This is a genomic window from Dyadobacter frigoris (genome assembly GCF_005280585.1).
In the GTDB taxonomy this organism is placed as follows: domain Bacteria; phylum Bacteroidota; class Bacteroidia; order Cytophagales; family Spirosomataceae; genus Dyadobacter; species Dyadobacter frigoris.
Window position 1 is genome coordinate 381,637 of the sequence record NZ_SZVO01000002.1, and the last position, 20,379, is coordinate 402,015.

12 protein-coding genes are annotated in these 20,379 nt (G+C 38.5%); 7 read left to right on the plus strand and 5 right to left on the minus strand.

Annotated features, from left to right (window positions below):
* Positions 1-41: 41 nt before the first annotated feature.
* From FDK13_RS05320 to FDK13_RS05330, 3 genes are all read right to left on the minus strand, one after another.
* The gene (locus tag FDK13_RS05320; protein ID WP_137338951.1) at positions 42-2,165 is read right to left on the minus strand and encodes a bifunctional aldolase/short-chain dehydrogenase; all 2,124 of its coding nucleotides are present in this window, start codon (positions 2,163-2,165) and stop codon (positions 42-44) included.
* Positions 2,166-2,399: 234 nt separating this feature from the next.
* Complete coding sequence (locus tag FDK13_RS05325; RefSeq protein WP_137338952.1) at positions 2,400-4,013, minus strand: T9SS type A sorting domain-containing protein; 1,614 nt, start codon at positions 4,011-4,013, stop codon at positions 2,400-2,402.
* A 228-nt stretch (positions 4,014-4,241) separates the two neighbouring features.
* Positions 4,242-6,353, minus strand: a complete 2,112-nt coding sequence (locus FDK13_RS05330) for a prolyl oligopeptidase family serine peptidase (RefSeq protein WP_170982713.1) — start codon at positions 6,351-6,353, stop codon at positions 4,242-4,244.
* A gap of 237 nt (positions 6,354-6,590) precedes the next feature.
* On the opposite strand from FDK13_RS05330, the gene FDK13_RS05335 reads away from it, so the two are divergent.
* Positions 6,591-9,002, plus strand: coding sequence for an ATP-binding protein (locus FDK13_RS05335; protein ID WP_137338953.1), 2,412 nt, complete (start codon positions 6,591-6,593; stop codon positions 9,000-9,002).
* A 4-nt stretch (positions 9,003-9,006) separates the two neighbouring features.
* Here FDK13_RS05335 and FDK13_RS05340 read toward each other — a convergent pair whose 3' ends face one another.
* Together FDK13_RS05340 and FDK13_RS05345 are read right to left on the minus strand one after the other, a co-directional pair.
* Positions 9,007-10,896: a CocE/NonD family hydrolase gene (locus FDK13_RS05340; RefSeq protein WP_137338954.1), complete on the minus strand. Its 1,890-nt coding sequence runs from the start codon at positions 10,894-10,896 to the stop codon at positions 9,007-9,009.
* Positions 10,897-10,911: 15 nt separating this feature from the next.
* The gene (locus FDK13_RS05345) at positions 10,912-11,832 is read right to left on the minus strand and encodes a YjiK family protein (RefSeq protein ID WP_137338955.1); all 921 of its coding nucleotides are present in this window, start codon (positions 11,830-11,832) and stop codon (positions 10,912-10,914) included.
* 92 nt (positions 11,833-11,924) lie between these two features.
* On the opposite strand from FDK13_RS05345, the gene aspS reads away from it, so the two are divergent.
* From aspS to FDK13_RS05375, 6 genes are all read left to right on the plus strand, one after another.
* A complete protein-coding gene (gene aspS / locus FDK13_RS05350) occupies positions 11,925-13,688 on the plus strand; it encodes an aspartate--tRNA ligase (protein ID WP_137338956.1) in 1,764 nt (587 codons plus the stop codon).
* A gap of 142 nt (positions 13,689-13,830) precedes the next feature.
* Positions 13,831-16,173, plus strand: a complete 2,343-nt coding sequence (locus FDK13_RS05355) for an SLBB domain-containing protein (protein ID WP_137338957.1) — start codon at positions 13,831-13,833, stop codon at positions 16,171-16,173.
* A 19-nt stretch (positions 16,174-16,192) separates the two neighbouring features.
* Positions 16,193-17,251 carry a GNVR domain-containing protein gene (locus tag FDK13_RS05360; RefSeq protein WP_137338958.1) on the plus strand — a complete coding sequence of 353 codons (1,059 nt, stop codon included), beginning with the start codon at positions 16,193-16,195 and terminating at the stop codon, positions 17,249-17,251.
* 53 nt (positions 17,252-17,304) lie between these two features.
* Positions 17,305-18,771, plus strand: a complete 1,467-nt coding sequence (locus FDK13_RS05365; RefSeq protein WP_137338959.1) for an oligosaccharide flippase family protein — start codon at positions 17,305-17,307, stop codon at positions 18,769-18,771.
* Between the two features lie 8 nt (positions 18,772-18,779).
* Positions 18,780-19,505, plus strand: a complete 726-nt coding sequence (locus tag FDK13_RS05370; protein ID WP_137338960.1) for an FkbM family methyltransferase — start codon at positions 18,780-18,782, stop codon at positions 19,503-19,505.
* Positions 19,506-19,608: 103 nt separating this feature from the next.
* Positions 19,609-20,373 carry a glycosyltransferase family 2 protein gene (locus FDK13_RS05375; RefSeq protein ID WP_137338961.1) on the plus strand — a complete coding sequence of 255 codons (765 nt, stop codon included), beginning with the start codon at positions 19,609-19,611 and terminating at the stop codon, positions 20,371-20,373.
* The last annotated feature ends 6 nt before the right edge of the window (positions 20,374-20,379 follow it).

Below are 20,379 nucleotides of genomic sequence, written 5' to 3' on the forward strand. Positions count from 1 at the left end.
AAAGCAGAATCTACTTTTGACACAGCTTTTTATTTCAAATGCTAGCGAACAAATGCCGCAGGAACACCACCGTCAATATTCAGAACATTTCCGGTACTCTTTCCTAACAACCCGCCAACGAATACAAAAACTCCGTTTGCTATATCTTCTGTATGAATTTCAGCATTCAAAACCGTACGTTTTGCATAATATGCCGGTAATTCTTCGATTTTGATACCGTAAGCTTTTGCACGTCCAGCTGCCCAACCGCTTTCCCAGATTTTACTTCCGGAAATTACAGCATCAGGGTTAACCACGTTCACACGGATTTTATCAGCACCTAATTCTGCTGCCAAAAGACGTGTCATATGCTGCTGAGCTGCTTTTGCAGTTCCGTAAGCCACATTATTTGGTCCCGAAACCAGGCCGTTTTTACTTGCAATGTTGATGATATCACCGCCCAAACCTTGTTGACGCATGATCGCCACAGCTTCCTGAGAAACCAGGAACTGGCCTTTTACCAAAACATCCTGCAAAATATCCCAGTCTTTAATGGTCGTTTCAGCAAGCGGTTTTGAAATCGAAAGTCCGGCGCAGTTCACCACGATATCCACGCCACCGAATTTCAGTTTTGTAACATGGAAAGCTGCTTTAATCTGATCGACTTCCAGAACGTTTGCATTGGCAGTTGCAGAGAAATCCTTACCGAATTTGCTATCAAACTCGCTTTTCGTTTCTGCAAGCGCTTTTTCATCAATATCAGAAATCACTACGCAAGCGCCTTCTTCCAGGAATTTCTGAGCAATTGCTTTTCCAATTCCACCTGATCCGCCGGTAACGATAGCCACTTTACGGGAAAGTGATTTTTCTTTCGGCATACGCTGCAATTTCGCTTCTTCCAGCAACCAGTACTCAATATCGAAAGCTTCCTGTTCCGGTAAAGAAACGTAAGAAGAAACCGCTTCCGCGCCTTTCATTACATTGATTGCATTGGTATAAAATTCAGCCGCAACACGTGCAGTTTGTTTGTCCTTTGCGAAAGAGAACATACCAACGCCAGGATATAAAATAATAACCGGATTAGGGTCACGAACGGCCGGACTATTATCATGTTTACAACGATCGTAGTAAGCCTGATAATCGGCACGGTATGCTTCGAATTGCGGACGGATATGATCTAAAATTGCTGTCGCATCCGACCCCAGTGTTTCCGCAGGAAGGTCAAGAACCAACGGACGGATTTTCGTGCGAAGAAAGTGATCCGGGCAACTTGTTCCCAATGGAGCCAGTTTATCCAGATCATTACTATTGATAAATTCCAAAACGCGGGAATCATCTGTAAAATGCCCAACCATTGTCTGACGATCCGAAGCCAAACCTCTCAGGTAAGGAGCAAGCTGGCCAGCCACCTCCAGGCGGCGGTCCGCTACAAGACTTTCCTGTTTGGAACCTCCAAAAACAGGACGTTTTACGCCATAGTTTTCTTCAAGGTAAGCAGATGCCTGTTCAATCGTATCCAGCGTATTGATATAAGACTCGTAAGCGGTATCACCCCAGGTAAATAATCCGTGCCCGCCCAAAACGATTCCACGAATTCCCGGATTGTCGGCAAGCGTTTTTTCCAGTTTCAACCCAAGGTCAAAACCAGGACGCTGCCAAGGCACCCACGCCAGTTCGCCTTTAAATAATTCCTTCGTAATAGCTTCGCCTTCTTTCGAAGCCGCGATAGCAATTAAGGCATCAGGGTGTAAATGGTCAATATGTTTGAAAGGGAGCAGTCCGTGTAAGGGAGTATCAATAGACGGCGCTTTGGATTTAAGATCATAAATACAATGATTGAAAAGCTCAACCATTTCATCTTCAAATTCAAGCCCGCGGTATATATTTTTCAATGCATGCAGACGGTTTTGAAAAAGACCGGCAAGACCGCTTCTTTTCAATGTACCGATATCACCACCAGAGCCTTTGATCCACATCACTTCCACAGGATTGCCTGTCAACGGATCTTTTTCTATGGTTTTGCAGCTGGTATTTCCACCCGCATAGTTAGTAAGACGAAGATCCGCTCCCAACAAATTGGAACGATATAAAAGTAATTCCACCTGGTCATCACCAAGGGAAGCTGCTTTCGCATCATCCCATAAATAGCTCACGTATTTGTACTGCTCTGCTTTTGAACTGCTCATATTATTTTGTTTTTAAGATCGCTTTAAGTTAGAATTTCGGAATGAGTAAACTTTTTCTATGTCAGCCATTTTACTTCTAATTTACATTACAAGATTAGAAAACTTAGGTTTGCGTACCGTCCTGTGGTATCCTGCACACAGGAATTATATAAGACTTTCTGGTAACAATTCTAATTGAAAGAGCCGCAACAAATATTTGCCGCGGCTCTTTTACTATTCAGTTTTATTGAAAATCTAGTTTTGAATTACCACTTTTCTTGTCTCTTCACCTATTTTTATAACGTATAAACCGTTTGAAAAATTACGGGTATTAATAGACTGAGATGGTTGCAATTTTTGATTCAATATTATCCTTCCTTCCAGATTATGCATGGTGACGTTTTCTTCCTTTTCCAACCCTAATACAAGTAATTGATCTTTTGCAGGATTGGGATAAAAACTGAGTTTAGTATTATTTTTTTTCACATAAATGGTTCTGGAGTATTCGAATTTGCCATCATAATCGATTTGCTTCAAACGGTAGTAGCTCACAGCGTATGGATTTTTGTCTAAAAAGTTGTAATCGTTGGCTGCATTACTATCTCCGTTTCCATCAATAAAACCTATGGTTTCGAAGTTTCTTGCGTCTTTGCTTTTTTCTATTTCGAAGCCTTTGTTGTTGGTTTCGGAGGTGGTTTTCCAGATCAGGATCGTTGTGGCAGATTTATTTTTTCCTTCAAAAGAAACAAGGGTAACAGGCAAAGGGATTTCGTAATTTTCACTGGTTAATGTCAAATTCGCAGCAATACTGTTGGTTACAATTACTTTGTAAGTACCTGCGCCTGTAACGGTGTAACTTTCATTGCCAATATTTGTAGCAACCAGTTGATTATTCTTGTACCACTTGTATGTGTTGTTAGTAACCGTCCCGCCAGCCTTCACGGAAAGAACACCGTTTGTCTCTGTAATTGGTATATTCTTTTGACCATAATACGAGTCTAAACGGCTTACATTCGCTTCAATACCGTCAAAAATAAATGAATTATTACTGATATAAACAGATGCCGAAATGGGTATTGCCGATAGATCGGGAATAGTACCTCCAAGTAAACCTTTTGAATCATAACCTCTGACAAAATCAGCAACATAATTTAAATCCAATAAACTGAGATTAGACAACAGACTAAAACTGGGAGGAATTGATCCACTTAATAAATTCCCTGCTAAATTCAAGTATTCAAGACTTGTTAAATTGTAAAATACATCAGGAATACTACCATTCAAATTTTGAAGTGAAAGATCCAGATTTTTTAAATTTATCAGGTTGCCCAAACTTGACGGCAAACTTCCTTCGAGGGTACCAATTGGATCAAAACCAACATCAAACGGTACGTAGTTAATATTTAAATAGGTTAATTTAATCAGGTTACCGATACTAGAAGGAATAGATCCGGAAAATTTATTCCCTCCCAAGTCAAGATATTCCAGATTTGACAAATTGCCTATTTGTGCCGGTATTGTTCCATTGATCGTATGATAGGCCCCTTGTAACCACAAGGGGTCATTTCCTTTTAAATTAAGTGAAACCAGCGCAGACAAATTTCCAATATCAGCAGGCAATGATCCTGTCAAACCATTATTTTGAAGGTTCAATTCTGTCACTCTGTTATCGGTGCAGGTTACACCAAACCAGCCACAGGGACTATCCCCGACAGAACCGCCAGGATTCCAACCGGATTTGTTTGTCCATCCGGCACCGTTAGTACTGTTATAAAGAGAAAGTAATGCGAGCCTGTCATCTTCCAATGTCTGCCCAAAACTTACTGTTACCGAAAAAAGGAGGGTCAAAATAAAGTAATAATGTTTCATAGTTTTTTTTATAAGTGTGAAATTAAAATGCAAGACAATGAAAACCAGAAAGAAAGATTATCATTCTTGCAGGATTTTAAAATGAAGTTGATTCAGAACGTTGCAAACCGGTGATGAAAGAATTTAACTATCTGTTTAAAATCAAATGTTAAACAAAAAAAACCGTTTATCAAACTATTGGTCAAATAATTTGATAAACGGTTACTTATCTTAGCCCTAAAACCAAAATTACTTCCAGCTCAACCCCATATTATAAAACAAAAACGCATAAATATCCGACTGCGTCTCCAAAGCTTTTTTTGTGTTACTTGCCCCGTGACCTGAATTTGTATCAATGCGGATTAGAAGGGGATTGGCGGAAGATGTTCCAGCTTTTTCCTGTAATTCCGCTGCATATTTGAATGAATGTGCAGGAACTACCCGGTCGTCGTGATCGGCTGTTGTGATCATGGTTGCCGGATAATTCACATCTGATTTTATATTATGCAAAGGTGAATAAGCATAAATCACTTTAAATTCTTCTAAATTATCGCTGCTTCCATAATCTGCAATCCAGTTCCAACCGATTGTAAACTTATGGAAACGAAGCATATCCATAACACCCACAGCCGGGAAAGCTACTTTGAAAAGTTCCGGACGCTGGTTCATAACGGCACCAACCAGCAAACCGCCGTTAGAACCTCCCTGTATCGCCAAACGTGCCGGTGAGGTATATTTTTCTTTGATCAGGAATTCCGCTGCTGCTATGAAATCGTCAAAAACATTCTGCTTTTTCAGCTTCATACCTTGCTCATGCCATTTTTCTCCGTATTCACTTCCTCCGCGCAAATTAGCCTGAACATACACGCCGCCCTGATCCAAAAACGGAATACGTGTAGGACTAAACGCAGGGGTCAGACTGATGTTAAAACCGCCATAACCATACAAAATTGTCGGATTCGAACCATCCAGTTTCAATCCTTTTTTGTAAATAATGAAAGCCGGAATTTTTGTACCGTCCTTGCTCGGATAAAAAACCTGTTTGGTTTCATAATCATTCGGTTTAAATGAAACTTCCGGCTCACGGAAAACAGAGCTTTTTTTCGATGCAATATCATACCTGAAAATGGTAGGCGGATAATTGAAGGATGTGTACGTATAAAAAACAAAGGTATCTTCCTTTTCTCCCCCAAAACCACCAACGGTACCCAAACCCGGAAGTTGTACTTCATTTTCCAACTTTCCTTTCAGATCATAAACGTATACCCTTGATGTTACGTCTTTCGAATAAGAAACGAATAGTTTCCCACCGGCTGTTCCTGCACCTTGCAGCGGTTCCGGTTTTTCCGGTAAAAATGGTTTCCAGCTTTTCGTTTTTGATTCGTAAAATAATATTTTGCTGTTAGGCGCATTTTCATTGGTTTCAACCAAAAACCCACCTTCAACATTTTCAACCACACCAAAACTGAAATCAGTAATTTCTTCCTTTACTGCTGCAAATTTGGTCTCTCCTTTTTTCATGACCCACAATCCGTTCCCGTCTTTCCCCTTTCCCCTGTCACTTACCGATAAAACGGCATATTGCTCATCCTCTGTGGTACCTACTGTGTGAAAGCGCTGTCCATTGGCAGCGTCTTCAAAAATCAATTTATCGGTAGATTGTTCCGTTCCTACCTGATGATAAAATACCTGGTGATTTTCGTTTTTGGCGGCCAGTGCACTGCCTTCCGGTTTTGGATAACGACTGTAATAAAAGCCATCGCCCTGCCATGCAGCGCCTGAAATTTTCACCCATTCCACTCTATCCGAAAGCATTTTCAGGGTTTTCATATCCATCACCTGATATTCCTGCCAATCAGATCCGCCTTTGGAAAAACCAAGGACCGCATGATTTCCGTTTTTTGATAAACTAAAAACCGTCAGCCTGGTTGTTCCGTCCGTTGAAAGTTTATTGGGATCCAATACTTCTTCAGGAGTCCCGTTTAAACCTTTCTGCCTGTAAAGTACAGCCTGATTCTGCAAGCCGTCGTTTTTATAAAAATAAAAATAATCTCCTTTCTTGGTCGGCGCGGAATATTTTGGATAGTTATAAGCCTTTTCCAGATCAGTAAATATCTTTCCCTTGAAAGGTATTTTATCAAGATATTCAAAAGTTACCGCGTTCTCGGCCTTCACCCAGGCAGCGGTTTCTGCGGACCGGTCATCTTCAAGCCAATGGTAAGGATCCTGAACTTTGGTACCATGATAATCGTCAACGTGATCCACCTGATTTGTTTTTGGATAATTTATTTTTTGAGCCGAGCCATTTGCAGCAAATAAAGTGGCGGTAATTACAGTCATTCCCCAAAATTTAATAGTCATAAAATTACAATGTTAGTATTCAACATAAGTTGCCGTATCTTCATTACCACTGGATAAATTTATTTAATTTTTCACAACGTTTTGTTTTTTTGATCAGTAAAAAACCTCATTTTTACCATTTTGTATTTTAAGGTAACTTCCTGTTTTCTGATTAATATTCAGCATAATAATCTGAATTTAATCAGATATTAGACATCGGTTATAAAAATTCTGCATGTCACCCGTTATAAAAAGAAAATGACACGGAATTGTGTATCTGGTTTGAGGTTAATGCTTTTTGTCGCAATTATGGTCATGCCAATGTTTCCATCCTTCGCGTCACAGCGGGTCTATGCTCTAAAAGCAGTTAAAGGAGTTCTCGATCTGAGATCTGCAAAATTTAGCGAAACGCCGATCAGTATCAATGGGGAATGGATATTTTACTGGAAACTATTAAAAAAAACTTCGGGACAAGGCATCTACCATGAATATGAAAATTTCCCTGACCTATGGAGCACGATCCTCTGGAAAGGAAAACCCATATCTTCCCAAGGCTTTGCAACCTACGAAATCAAAATCCTTCTGCCAAAAGACAGAGATCAGCTCGCTCTCAAAATTCCGGATATGTATAGCGCTTATGCATTATATATCAATGGAAAACTGATTGCCAGAAACGGTACTCCCGGCACAACCCGGGAAAGCACAACACCATACTGGTCCACGCAGGTAAAACCTTTTCTGGCAACTGATACTTTAAATTTAAAACTTTTCATCTCAAATTTTCATCATTCCAAAGGCGGGATCAGCAAACCAATTCAAATCGGTTTGTTTAATGAATTACAAGATAGCAGCAATCTGGATCATGCGTTTGATTTTTTACTGACCGGCTGCATGCTCATGGGTGGCCTGTATTTCCTTGGTCTTTATTTGCTCGGCCGCCATGATAAGTCCACGCTGTATTTTTCTCTTTTCTGCTTTTTTTATAGTTACAGAATTGTTGGAGCCGGTGACTATTCCTTGCATACCATATTCCCATACATAGGCTGGCAGCTGGCTATTCATCTGGAATATATTTCTTTGTTTATGGCAGTGGCCATGTTTGCACTGTATACACGCTATCTCTACCCAAAAGATACTCCTGCCAAAATCATTTTTTGCATGATCGGTGTATGTTTTGCTTTTGCATTGATTACAGTACTATCACCACCGATATTATTCAGCCAGCTAATGAATCCTTTCGTTGGCCTGCTTACTCCCTACATTTTTTTTGCCATTTATATTTATTGGGTTGCTTACAGAAACAAAAGAATCGGAGCCAAATATGCCCTCCTCAGTACAATAGCAATCTTTGTCATTTTCATTACACTTATACTTGCTTATTACCATATAGCTTATCCCCATGAGCTTCTTCTGTTTGCCGGTTATCTTGGATTTTTCTTTTGTCAATCTTTGATCTTATCATTTCGCTTTGCATTTACCTTAAAAAAGGCAAAAGTAGATGCAGAAGTAGGATTAAAAGCAAAAAGCGAATTTTTAAGTACGATGAGCCACGAAATCCGTACGCCCTTGAATGCTGTAATTGGTATGACGCATCTGATGATGAAGGAAGATCCTCGCCCGGACCAGAAATCACATCTGGATGTACTTCTTTTTTCAGCAAAAAATCTGCTTAATATTGTCAATGATATTCTTGACTTTAATACTATTGAAGAAGGCAAGATGCTATTCATGAGTAATCCGATTAACATTTCGGATGTAGCACAAAAAATTATTTCTGTACATAGAGCTTCTGCACAGGAATTGAACATTGATATTTTTGCTGAACTGGATCCGGCTTTACCCAAAGTCATACTTGGAGATACCACAAGAATTGCTCAAATCCTGGGCAACCTCGTCCAGAATGCCATCAAATTCACAAAATCAGGTTGGGTAAAACTAAAAATTGATGTTATAAGCAAAACAGAAAAGGATGTCATACTAAAAATATCAGTAGAAGATACAGGTATTGGAATTCCTCTGGAAAAGCAAAGGATCATTTTTGAGCGCTTTACACAAATCGATTCTTCAACTTCCAGGGTTTTTGGAGGCACCGGCCTTGGACTTTCTATAAGCAAGCGTATGCTCGCCTTGCAAGGATCAGAACTTATGCTGGAAAGTGAAGAAGGTAAAGGTTCAACTTTTTACTTCGTCCAGACTTTCCCTATCCCGGATGAACCTGAATTAACACAACCTGTGCCAGAGGATCAGCCGGTGGAAAAACCTTTACAGGATTTATTTGTACTGATCGTTGAAGATAACCTTATGAATGTTCTGGTCATCAAAAGTTTCTTAAAACGCTGGGGCGCTATATCAGAGGTAGCCGTAAATGGACAGGAGGCACTGGAAAAACTGGATGCAACCCGCCATCAAATCGTACTGATGGATCTTCACATGCCGGTTCTGGACGGTTATGAAGCGACAAAACAACTCAGGAAAAGAGGCGAAACACTCCCCATTGTAGCAGTTACCGCGAGCCTTGCACAAGATACAAGAGAAAAAACGTTTGACGTCGGTATCAGTGATATTATTTCCAAACCTATTGATCCCGAAAAATTACTCAGTGTTATTATAGAACAGACTAAAATAAAAAAGACGGATGGAAAAGATTCCCACCCGTCAAATAATTATTAGTTTTTTATTTTATTACATCAACTGTCAGGCCACTTTCGGCTCCTGTCTGATGATAAATTCTTTGAGTTGCCTTGATAAAATCGCTTGCCTCAGCTTTGTAAATATTAGCAACATACTTCTGCGGATTCCGGTCAAACAAAGGAAAAACCGTACTCTGAACCTGAACCATTACACGGTGTCCCTTTTTAAAAGTATGCAAAACATCCTGTAAACGAAAGTTAACATCGGTCAATTTCCCTGCAACCAATGGTTCCGGCTTCTCAATGCTGTTACGGAAACGGGATCTCACAATTTCGCTGCGTACCATTTGCTGATAACCTGCCATCACCACTTTTGGGTTAGGCTGAAATTCATTATTTTTCTCATCATCGGGATAAACGTCAATCAGTTTCACAAAAAAATCAGCGTCCGTTCCTGTGGTACTTATTTTAAGCTGAGCCAGAATTTCGCCTCCCAAAGTCATGTCTTCGGTCAATACTTCCGTTTTAAAAACAAGTACATCCGGTCTTGTTGAAGCAAAACGCTGATCTTCCGACATATATTCAAAAGGTGTGAAACCAGACATTTGCTTGTAATTTTCAGTGTAAGGAACCGGTTTCATCGGATCACTTACATATTCACTGAAAGATTTTGCAGCGGCGGGTTTATCAAAACTCAGTTTCCCATCCGCCTGGAAAAATAATTTCTTTTTCTGAACAGTAGCCACCGGCCATTTGTCATAGGTCTCCCATTTCTTTTTTCCTGTGTCAAAAAGATAAGCTTCCGGTAATCCTGTTTTCCCGTCGCCGGCACCTTTCAAAAAGTGGTTGAAGAATTTTCCTTCAATCGTATTTTGATAAAAAGTAGCGATGCTGTCTCCAAAATAAATATCATTATGAAACGTATGTCCCGTTTCCCGGCTCCATCTTCCATGTCCGAATGGCCCAACCACCAAGGTGTTATAAATACCCGGATTATTTTTTTCAATCGTTTTATAAGTATTCAACGGACCATACAAATCCTCTGCATCAAACCAGCCGCCGACGGTCATAAAGGCATGTTTTAATCCTTTCAAATGCGGCAGAATATCTCTTTTCTGCCAGAACTCATCTTTATTAGGATGATCGACCGTTTCCTGCCAGAAGAAGTTTTTGGAATAATACTTATCAAAATTTTTCAGCGGCCCCATGTTCAGATTGAAGGTATAACCATCCGGTGTTGGTTTAATAAAATCATTTTCAAACCACGAAGCAGTTGTAGGCTCAGAAGGCTTAATCCCGAAAACAGGAAATGTCAGGTAATAACCCTGGGTGAAAACACCATTGTGGTGAAAGTCATCATAAAAGAAATCTGAAATCGGAGCCTGAGGAGAAGACGCTTTTAAAGCAGGGTGATCACATAAAGCACTGGCTGTTGTATAAAATCCAGGATAAGAAATGCCCCACTGCCCTACTCTTCCATTGTTATTGGTTATGTTTTTCAAAAGCCAGTCAATGGTATCGTAAGTATCCGAAGCTTCGTCAACGTCCGTTTTATTTTTCTTGGTATCAATATGAGGTGTCATATTGGTCCATACACCTTCACTTTTGTAGCGACCCCGGACATCCTGATAAACAAAAATATATTTATCCCGCATCAGCAAAGTACTCGGGCCTAACCGTGCCGGGTAAACATCTTCCCCATAAGGTGCCACGCTGTAACAAGTACGCTGCATCAGAAACGGATATTTATTTTCTGCCGCCGCATCCTTCGGCGAATAAATGATGGTATGCAGTTTAATACCATCCCGCATTGAAATATCGTATTCCTTTTTTGAATAATTTTCTTTTACAAAATTATCAGGAGCTACCTGTGTTTGTGCCTGAGCCGATAAACCAACCCACACAAAAGCAATAAATACTAAATTTTTAAGCATAAGAAGGAGTGATAATTATTTTCTGAGATAATAACTTAGAGAAACACTTGTAGCCTGACCAATTTCACCCAACGAGTAAAAACCTTTCGCTTCGCGATCAAATGTTATGCCTTCTGCCTGAGGTTCCGCGGCGGTGATCAATGTTTTTTTCGGAGCTTGTAAAAGTGTCTGACCAATCGTTTCACCGGATTTTCTTTGCCAGTAAAAAACCGAGGTATAATTTCTGACCAGGATTTCATTCCCGTCATAAGAAATACTTCCATCTGTTGTAAAGATAACCGAGGGAATAGTACCAATCTTTTCAGCCACAATTGTTGTGGAAGTAGACTGCGGATAAGCGAGCCGATAAATATTGGCTTTATCCAGTTCTTTTGAAACGACAAAAAGATCTTTTGTAACAGGATCGAGCAGCAAGGTTTCTGCATCCCTTGGGCCATCCGGATAGCTGAACGTTATTTTTTCAAGCTTATCCTGACTAAATGAACCGGATATATCGGTAATTTCCGGAACACGATAAATAATATTCGTTGTGGTCATCGGTGGATTATTATTTCCGATTTCACCGATATAAAGATAATTTGTACCATCAACCGGCCCCGGGCCGCTCGCCATTGCTTCCCAGTCGTGGTTAATTGAGCCCGGAATGTTAAACTCTTTTATTGTCTTTCCATCTGTACTCAAAAGGTAAAGCGAATTAGGATTTCCCGAGTCCAGCAGCGTCCAGATATAACCATTGATAGTGAAGCTGCCAGCCAATCCGGATGCTTCATCAATTACACCCGGGGTAATTGGAAACTTTTGTGGGATGGTTTCAAATTCAGAAGAACGCCCCGTTACCGGATCAACCTCAGAATCACCACAACTGATCGAAAAACCGGCAATTGTGATAAAAAATAAAATATTTACGAGTTTAAACCTGACTTTATATAATTTCATAAAAAACACTTCATGTTAGATTTGTTAAAAATACGTACTTTTGCGGCATTTATTATCAGGCAGTATCTTTATATCAGTATTAAAATAATTATATGTTACGTACACATACCTGTGGTGAGTTAAGCTTAGAGCATGTAAATCAAGATGTTATATTGTGTGGGTGGGTTCAGAGAATCCGTGATAAGGGGGGAATGGTATGGCTGGATTTACGTGACCGTTATGGGCTGACACAACTTCTTTTTGAAGAAGGTAAAACGCCACCTGAGGTATTGGAAACCGCCCGCTCGCTGGGTCGTGAATTTGTGATCTCGACCAAAGGCGAAGTGATTGAGCGTCTGTCCAAAAACGATAAAATCGCAACGGGTTCTATCGAAATCCGTGTTTCAGAACTTACAATCCTGAACCCTGCGAAATTACCTCCATTTTTGATCGAAGATGAAACAGATGGCGGTGATGACATCCGTATGAAATATCGTTATCTGGATTTGCGCCGTAGCCCAATTCGTAAAAATCTTGAATTACGGCATCAGGTTGCACGTCATACGCGTTCGTATCTGGATAACCTTAATTTTATTGAAGTTGAAACGCCGGTTCTGATTAAATCTACACCGGAAGGAGCTCGTGACTTTGTGGTGCCAAGCCGTATGAATCCGGGTGAATTTTATGCATTGCCACAGTCGCCACAAACATTCAAACAACTTTTGATGGTAGCCGGCTTTGACCGTTACTATCAGATCGTTAAATGTTTCCGTGATGAAGATCTGCGTGCAGACCGCCAGCCTGAGTTCACACAAATTGACTGCGAAATGTCATTTGTGACCCAGGAAGATATCCTGAATACTTTTGAAGGCTTGATCCGCAATCTTTTCAGCAAAGTTAAAGGTATTGAGCTACCGGAAGTTCCACGTATGACGTATGCGGATGCGATGCGTTTATATGGATCAGACAAACCGGATATCCGCTTTGATATGAAGTTTGTGGAACTGAAAGGTGCTGATCAGGATCTTACTTCCGGAAAAGGATTTGGTGTGTTTGATGATGCAGAACTGGTTGTAGGCGTATGCGCTCCCGGTTGTGCAGTGTATACACGCAAGCAAATGGATGAGCTTACCGACTGGGTGAAACGCCCTCAAATTGGTGCAAAAGGATTGATTTACGTTCGTTATAATGAAGACGGAACGGTTAAATCTTCTGTTGATAAATTTTATTCCGAAGATGATCTAAAAAAATGGGTTGCAGCATTTGATGCCAAACCTGGCGATTTGATCTTATTATTATCCGGACAAGGTGACAAAGCGCGCAAGCAGCTTAATGAAGTCAGGCTGGAAATGGGATCACGTCTTGGTTTCCGTAACCCGGATGATTACCGCGTATTATGGGTTCTTGATTTTCCACTTTTGGAATACGGAGAAGCCGAAAATCGCTGGTTTGCGATGCACCATCCCTTCACAAGTCCGAAACCTGAAGATATTTCTTTACTGGCAACCGATCTTGGAGCGGTTCGTGCCAATGCTTATGATATGGTTATCAATGGTGTTGAAGTTGGTGGTGGTTCTGTCCGTATTTTCGAACGTGATTTGCAGCAGCAAATGTTTGAAGTACTGGGTTTCAGCCCCGAAGAAGCGCAGAATCAATTTGGCTTCCTGATGAATGCCTTTGAATTTGGGGCACCTCCACATGCTGGAATTGCCTTTGGATTTGACCGTCTTTGTTCTCTTTTTGGAGGAGTAGATTCGATCCGAGACTTTATTGCTTTCCCAAAAAATAATTCAGGACGTGACGTAATGATTGATTCGCCGTCTACTATTGAAGATAAGCAATTAAAAGAATTGTCAATTTCTGTTAGCACTCAGTAAAATCCTGATAGTGAAATATAAAATTCAGATAAACAACATTCAATTATAATATCTTTATGTACTTTTGAAAGGAATCAGTGATCCCTTCAAAAGTACTTTCAGATGTTTTTTTGAGTTTAAACAAACCATTTACGCACATTACATGCATTGCTCAATACTTCGAAAATTATTCTTTTCCGGAATTCTTCTTTTTATTTTACAGACCCAGACAACCGTCTTTGCTCAAACCGTTGATCCCAATTCGATCTCTAACGAACAGGCCGTAGAATTTTATAAAAAAGCCAAAGCAAGCGGTTTATCCGATATGGATATTGAACAGGCTGCTTTGCAAAAAGGTTACACGCTGGATCAGATCAGTGCCATGCGCAACCGTTTGCAGCAGGCACAAACATCTGCACCCACTCAGACAAATAGAAGTGCAACGGATGAGAGCAGAAGGAAAATAGCAGATTCAACTTTGGTAAAAGTTAAGCCAATATCTAAACTTCCAAAAGAAGACTCAATAAGACAAATTTTCGGGGCTTCCTTCTTTGAGAATTCGGCCATGAGCTTTGAGCCTAACCTGAGAATTGCCACACCAAGAAATTATATATTAGGTCCGGACGATGAGCTTGTGGTGGATATCTACGGCAATTCAGTCGACAATTTCAGACTTAAAGTGAGTCCGGAAGGAACTGTCAAGATGCTTAATTTAGCCCCTGTGCAGGTAAGCGGATTAACTATTGAGCAGGCATCAGAAAGAATTATTAACCGATTGCGTACTGCTTATTCAACCTTAAACCGGCCTGGTGGAGGAACTTATTCAACCATCACCTTAGGGAATGTAAGAAGCATTCAGGTAATGATCACCGGAGAAGTAACGCGTCCAGGCTCTTATACACTTCCTTCTCTTGCAACCGCCTTTAATGCACTCTATCAATCGGGAGGACCAAACAGCAATGGTTCATACCGTAATATAGAAATTATCAGAAACGGCAAGATTATTCGTACCGTTGATCTTTATGGCTTTTTAGTGGATGCCAATTTAAAAGATAATATCTCCATGCAGGATCAGGATATCATCCTGATTCGTCCGTATGAAAAAAGAGTCGAATTATCCGGCGAAGTGAAACATCCGGCATTATTTGAGGTAAAACAAGGAGAAACGTTCAAAGATGTGATTCGCTATGCAGGTGGTTTTACACCAAATGCTTATGCAGCTTCCATTCAATTCCGAAGAAATACAGGTAAAGAATTAAAAGTAGGATCCGTACAAGCTGATGAAATCAATACCCTGATTCCTGAAAATGGTGATAATTACCGGGTAGGAAGAATTCTGAACCGAATTGAAAACAGGGTTGTGATTGACGGCGGCGTATACCGTGACGGAGAATATCCAATTGATGAACAAACCAATACAGTCAAAAAACTGATTAAAAAGGCTGACGGTTTACGTGAGGATGTCTTTTTAAACCGGGCTATTATCGAAAGGAAAAATGAAACGCTTAGACCTGAAATCATTTCTTTTGATTTAGGTAAATTAATGAACGGAGAAATTGAAGATATCTCCCTAAAAAGAGAAGATCATATCTTTATCAAAACGATTGATGAACTAAAAGAAGCATATTTGATAACGGTCGCGGGTGCAGTTATCAATCCCGGAACCATAGATTTCCATGAGGGTATTACAGTGGCAGATGCTGTTTTTAAATCAGGGGGTTATATGGAAGGAGGAATTCCTTACCGCATTGAAGTATCACGAAGAATAAAAAATGATACAGCTTCTATTCCAAGCTCTCAGAATGTTCGTATATTTTCATTAGACGTCGATGAGAATCTGAAATTAAATCCTGAAGATGAAAAATTTAAGTTGTCGCCATTTGATGTTGTGTATGTACGCAAATCTCCAAGATATGAACAGCAAAAAGCGGTTACTATTGTAGGAGAAATTATGTACCCTGGTACTTATACGATCCTTACTAATTTTGAAAGAATCACAGATTTAATACCAAAAGCGGGGGGGATGAAAGCTGAGGCTTACATCCGGGGTGCACGCTTTTATAGAAACAGAGAACTGGTGGCTGTTGATTTAAACGCGATTTTGGAGAAACCTTCTCTTCCTTCCAACCTTTTGCTTCAGAACGGTGATTCTTTACGTATTCCGACGAAGTCTGAAACGGTGCGGATTCTAGGAGGTGTTCAAAATCCTTCGGTTGTGAATTTTGACCCTGCGTTTTCTTTTAAAGATTATATTTCACAGGCTGGTGGATTTAGTGAAAATGCCTGGAAAAGCAGGGTTTATGTATCTTATCCTAATGGGAGGACTTTTAGAAGTAAGAAGTTTTTGTTCTTCAGTTCGAGACCGAAGGTTGAGCCGGGGTCGATTGTAACTATTCCTGTTAAAGAGAAAAAAGCTGAAAGACAAACTTCTCCTGGAGAAAGAATTGCAATTTTATCACTCCTTACTACTGTGACAATCTCACTTATTAGTATTCTTAACAAATAGCATAACAAATACCGAAATTATGCCTGAAAAGCATCAATCCTTTGAAATTAAGAAAAGCGACTATGTCGAGATCACCTTCAATGATATAATCTCCTTTTTCAAAAAATACTATATAGTTCTGGCCTTCGTCACTTTTGTAAGTACTAGTCTTGGCTATGCCGGTAGTTTTTTAATGACAAAGATGTATCATTCGGAAACAATTTTACTTCCTGAACAGGGACCAACCAGTGGAGGCGGCTTTCTAGCGAGCTTGGCCGGATTAGGAGGTGTCTCAGCTATCGAAAAAATTGGAGCAGTCAGAACGGATCTATATCCCAATGTCATGAAAAGTATGCCTTTTGCATTGTTCATGCTAAAGCAGCCGGTGAAAGATATTAATAATAAAGATTATAAATCGCTTGAGGAGTATTTCTCAGAAAAACCAAAAACAAGTTTTTTCGGGCTTTTTCCAGCATCACCTGCTGTAATTGCTCCCCCTATACCAAAACTTCCCAATAACGAGATTTTAACACTCTCAATACTCGAGGAACAAAAAGCAAAATCTATACTAGGATTAATTAGTACAAACATTGACCAGAAAACTGGCATTATAACCATTGAGTCCGAAACAAACGATCCTATTGTCGCAGCAATGGCAGTATCCGCTGCCAGTAAATACTTATTAAACTACGTTGAAGACTATCGGACAGGCAAAACCGCACGCGAGGTTGTCTTTTTAGGAAAAAGAATGAGTGAAGCGAAACAAAGGGAAATGCGCGCGGAATATGCCCTGCAAAGTTATAGAGACAGAAACAGAAATGCTTTTCTTAATGTGGCACGGATTGAAGAACAACGTTTACAATCCGACTACACCCTTGCTCAATCACTATACGCTGATTTGGCTAGAAAATATGAGCAAGCAGCAGTCAAAGTAAAGGAGGACCAACCGATTTTTAAAGTTTTAGAGCCGGCAAAAGTATCTTTACAGACCAGCAAGCCTAGAAGACTCTTAGTGGCCTTATCTAGTGGTTTCATAGGTTTTATTATTTCACTGGCATATATTTTGATTAAAAAACCTAAAACTGAAATAGCGAATTAATTGGGTTTACAAACAACATTTTCCGAAACAAATATCAATTATATACTATTTTTATGCTCAAAAATGGTATAATTAATCTTATAGGACAGATTTTCAAAGTTGGATCCAGTATATTGATTACACCAATTTTAATCAATATACTCGGACTTCAAACCTTTGGTCTATTAAGTTGGTCGACAGCAATATTGGCCGCCGTGCAGATTGCTGAGGGGGGTCTTAGCTCTGGTTTGCTTTACTATCTTTCTGAGAAACAACTTTATAACCAATCTTTTAAATCTGAGAAGCGGAAAAATGAAATTCTTACTTCCGGAATTATACTTTTAATAATTTCAACAGTCCTTGTAATAATAATATTATTTTTAGCATCGCCAATTTTTGTCGAAACCTTAAAGAACATTAGTAGAAAACAACGAGAAGAAGCACAAAATGCATTGCTTGTAGGATCTTTTTTAATTGGTATAAAAATATCACAAAGTTTCTTTTGGGCAATTTTGCAATCAAACTATATGTATAAAACATATAGTGCAATTAGCACTATCCAAATCATTGCAACGAATTTTGGCTTAGCGTTAACAGCCTATTTAGGCGAGCGAAGCATAACCAAATTCATCATATTAAATATAATTATATCATTAAGTTTTACAGTTTATTTGTTTATTATTTCTAGGAAGGTAATTCCCTCATTCAAATGGAAATTCTCAAGAAAGGTAATTTCTGAAATGTTTAAATACAATTTTGGTGTTTTAGGAAGCAATTTTGGATCTATTTTATTTTCACAAGGAGATAAATTAATAATTGCCCATAATTTAGGCGTTGAGATATTGAGCGTATATACCATTTTTACTAACTTAGTTGGCCAACTGAATCAATTTGCAGCACAAGCTACACATCCCTTGATTCCAATTGTAAGTTCAATTTCACAAAATTCATTGTTGACATTTGAACATTTGAGGAATTCGATAAAACAAATATTTTTATTGAATGTATATATATCTCTTGGAGGAGCAGGCATTTTTATTATTTTAGGAGAGCCCATTTTATCATATTTTTTAAACAATAACTTTTCAGTTCAGTATATATTTCCTTTTCAAATACTTGCCTTAATTTACGGTATTTATACTTTATCTGTTACCGGATATTATATAATGCTAGGCCTTGGTAAAAGTAGTAAAGTTATGACTGCTTCAATAATCGCAGGAGTTTTGACATTAGTAAGTATGTATTATTCTAATAATTTATTACACGCAATTTTAAGTAACTCATTCTTCTTTCTTATTCTAATATTATTATTTCAGGGTATGAGAAAGATAGGTATTGAATTAAAAGATTGGGCATATATCTTGGTACTTCCGCTAATTGTAGTTATATCACTAACATTTTTTTTGGCTTTTGTAACTTTGAATTTCAATACACAGATTATTTTAAGTATCCTATTTAGTATTTTTTTATCGATATATATTCTGAAACATTACGGTTTCAACAAAATGATTACTTCGTTCACTATGTTGTTTAAACAATAGAAAAATTTATGAATAAGGACACACTAGTCAAATTGCAAAGATTTATTAACAAAACATTTGGAATACATGTTAGAAAATATCCTACCAGTTTTTTGAACGCTAAAAAAATTTATTTAGAACAAGAAAAAATTAACGTTATACTAGATGTTGGAGCCAATACAGGGCAATTTGCGCAAGAAACGTTTGGTATTGGTTATAACAAAAAGATAATCTCCTTTGAACCTTTAACGAGTACATTTAAAGAGCTAAGTCAAAATGCTAAAAAATATGATAACTGGGAAACTTTTAAGTTTGCTTTAGGAGATTTTGATGGCACCTCTGAAATTAATGTATCACCTCTTTCACCAAGTAGTTCAATATTGCCTTTTGTAAAAGATATGATTGGGGTTGTACCCGATTTGAATTATACAACAAAAGAAAACATCGAAGTAAAAAAACTTGATTCGATTTTTAATCAATTAATTGAGGATACTAGTAATGTATTCTTAAAGATTGATACACAAGGCTTTGAAAAGCCTATATTGGACGGTGCAATTCAATCTCTTTCAAATATTAAAATGATTCAACTTGAAATGTCACTTATTGAAATTTACCAAGGAGAATTAACAATGTTTGATATGGTTTCTTTTTTAGAAGGTCAAGGATTTAAGTTATGGTCTCTTGAACCAACCTTTTATCATCCAACCACTTATCAATTGCTTCAGTTAGATGCTATATTCTTGCGTATTGCATAATATTTTCATGTTATAAATTATCGAACTACAACATAATTAGAAGAACTATTAGCCAAGCAATAAAATAATCAGCTAGTGATTTAAGATAAAGTGACTTACAGCAATGGATACCAAAGTTTTACCAAAGCTCTCTATAATAACTGTTTCATTTAATTCAGAAGCATTTATAGAAACAACCATCAAAAGTGTAGTTTCTCAAACTTACTCTAATATTGAATACATTCTGATAGACGGTTCGTCAACAGACAAGACCGTGGAAATTATTAAAAGATACGAGGACAATATTTTCAGCTGGGTAAGTGAACAGGACAAATCCATGTATGACGCCATCAATAAAGGACTGTCTAAATGCACTGGAGAATATATTTGGATTCTGAATTCGGATGACTACCTTCCTCACATTCATACTGTGACGGATATTATGAAAATAATTACAAAACAGCCCAATAAACTGGGATTTTATGGGAATACTTTTATCAGCGACTCTAAAAAAATTAAATTGCGACGTACCTTTCAGGTAAACAGAAAAGAGCTACTATTATCGAAACACTGTTCTTTTATACCCCATCCTGCTTTAATTGTTTCGTCGGATTCATTAAAAAATCTTCCTAAGTATGATATAGGCTTTAAATACGCTTCGGACTATGACTATATCCTAAATCTTTTGAAAATAGGCGAATTGAAATTTATAAATCTACCTTTTTCTGTCTTTCGACGTCATCCTGACAGTATTACTTCTTCTGGCAAGATTGATTCGGAAAGATTAGAGATTCTGCATAAACATTTATATTTCCGGTATTCAAAATTAGAACGCTATTTTTATTTTGTTTCACGCTGGTTCTGGTATAAAATTATTAACTTATTTTAAACGAAC

What these genes read in the sequence shown, in the direction of transcription:
- FDK13_RS05320 (WP_137338951.1), bottom strand. Translation starts at nt 2,165, where the DNA reads ATGAGCAGTTCAAAAGCAGAGCAGTACAAATACGTGAGCTATTTATGG.
- FDK13_RS05325 (WP_137338952.1), bottom strand. Translation starts at nt 4,013, where the DNA reads ATGAAACATTATTACTTTATTTTGACCCTCCTTTTTTCGGTAACAGTA.
- FDK13_RS05330 (WP_170982713.1), bottom strand. Translation starts at nt 6,353, where the DNA reads ATGACTATTAAATTTTGGGGAATGACTGTAATTACCGCCACTTTATTT.
- FDK13_RS05335 (WP_137338953.1), top strand. Translation starts at nt 6,591, where the DNA reads ATGACACGGAATTGTGTATCTGGTTTGAGGTTAATGCTTTTTGTCGCA.
- FDK13_RS05340 (WP_137338954.1), bottom strand. Translation starts at nt 10,896, where the DNA reads ATGCTTAAAAATTTAGTATTTATTGCTTTTGTGTGGGTTGGTTTATCG.
- FDK13_RS05345 (WP_137338955.1), bottom strand. Translation starts at nt 11,832, where the DNA reads ATGAAATTATATAAAGTCAGGTTTAAACTCGTAAATATTTTATTTTTT.
- aspS (WP_137338956.1), top strand. Translation starts at nt 11,925, where the DNA reads ATGTTACGTACACATACCTGTGGTGAGTTAAGCTTAGAGCATGTAAAT.
- FDK13_RS05355 (WP_137338957.1), top strand. Translation starts at nt 13,831, where the DNA reads ATGCATTGCTCAATACTTCGAAAATTATTCTTTTCCGGAATTCTTCTT.
- FDK13_RS05360 (WP_137338958.1), top strand. Translation starts at nt 16,193, where the DNA reads ATGCCTGAAAAGCATCAATCCTTTGAAATTAAGAAAAGCGACTATGTC.
- FDK13_RS05365 (WP_137338959.1), top strand. Translation starts at nt 17,305, where the DNA reads ATGCTCAAAAATGGTATAATTAATCTTATAGGACAGATTTTCAAAGTT.
- FDK13_RS05370 (WP_137338960.1), top strand. Translation starts at nt 18,780, where the DNA reads ATGAATAAGGACACACTAGTCAAATTGCAAAGATTTATTAACAAAACA.
- FDK13_RS05375 (WP_137338961.1), top strand. Translation starts at nt 19,609, where the DNA reads ATGGATACCAAAGTTTTACCAAAGCTCTCTATAATAACTGTTTCATTT.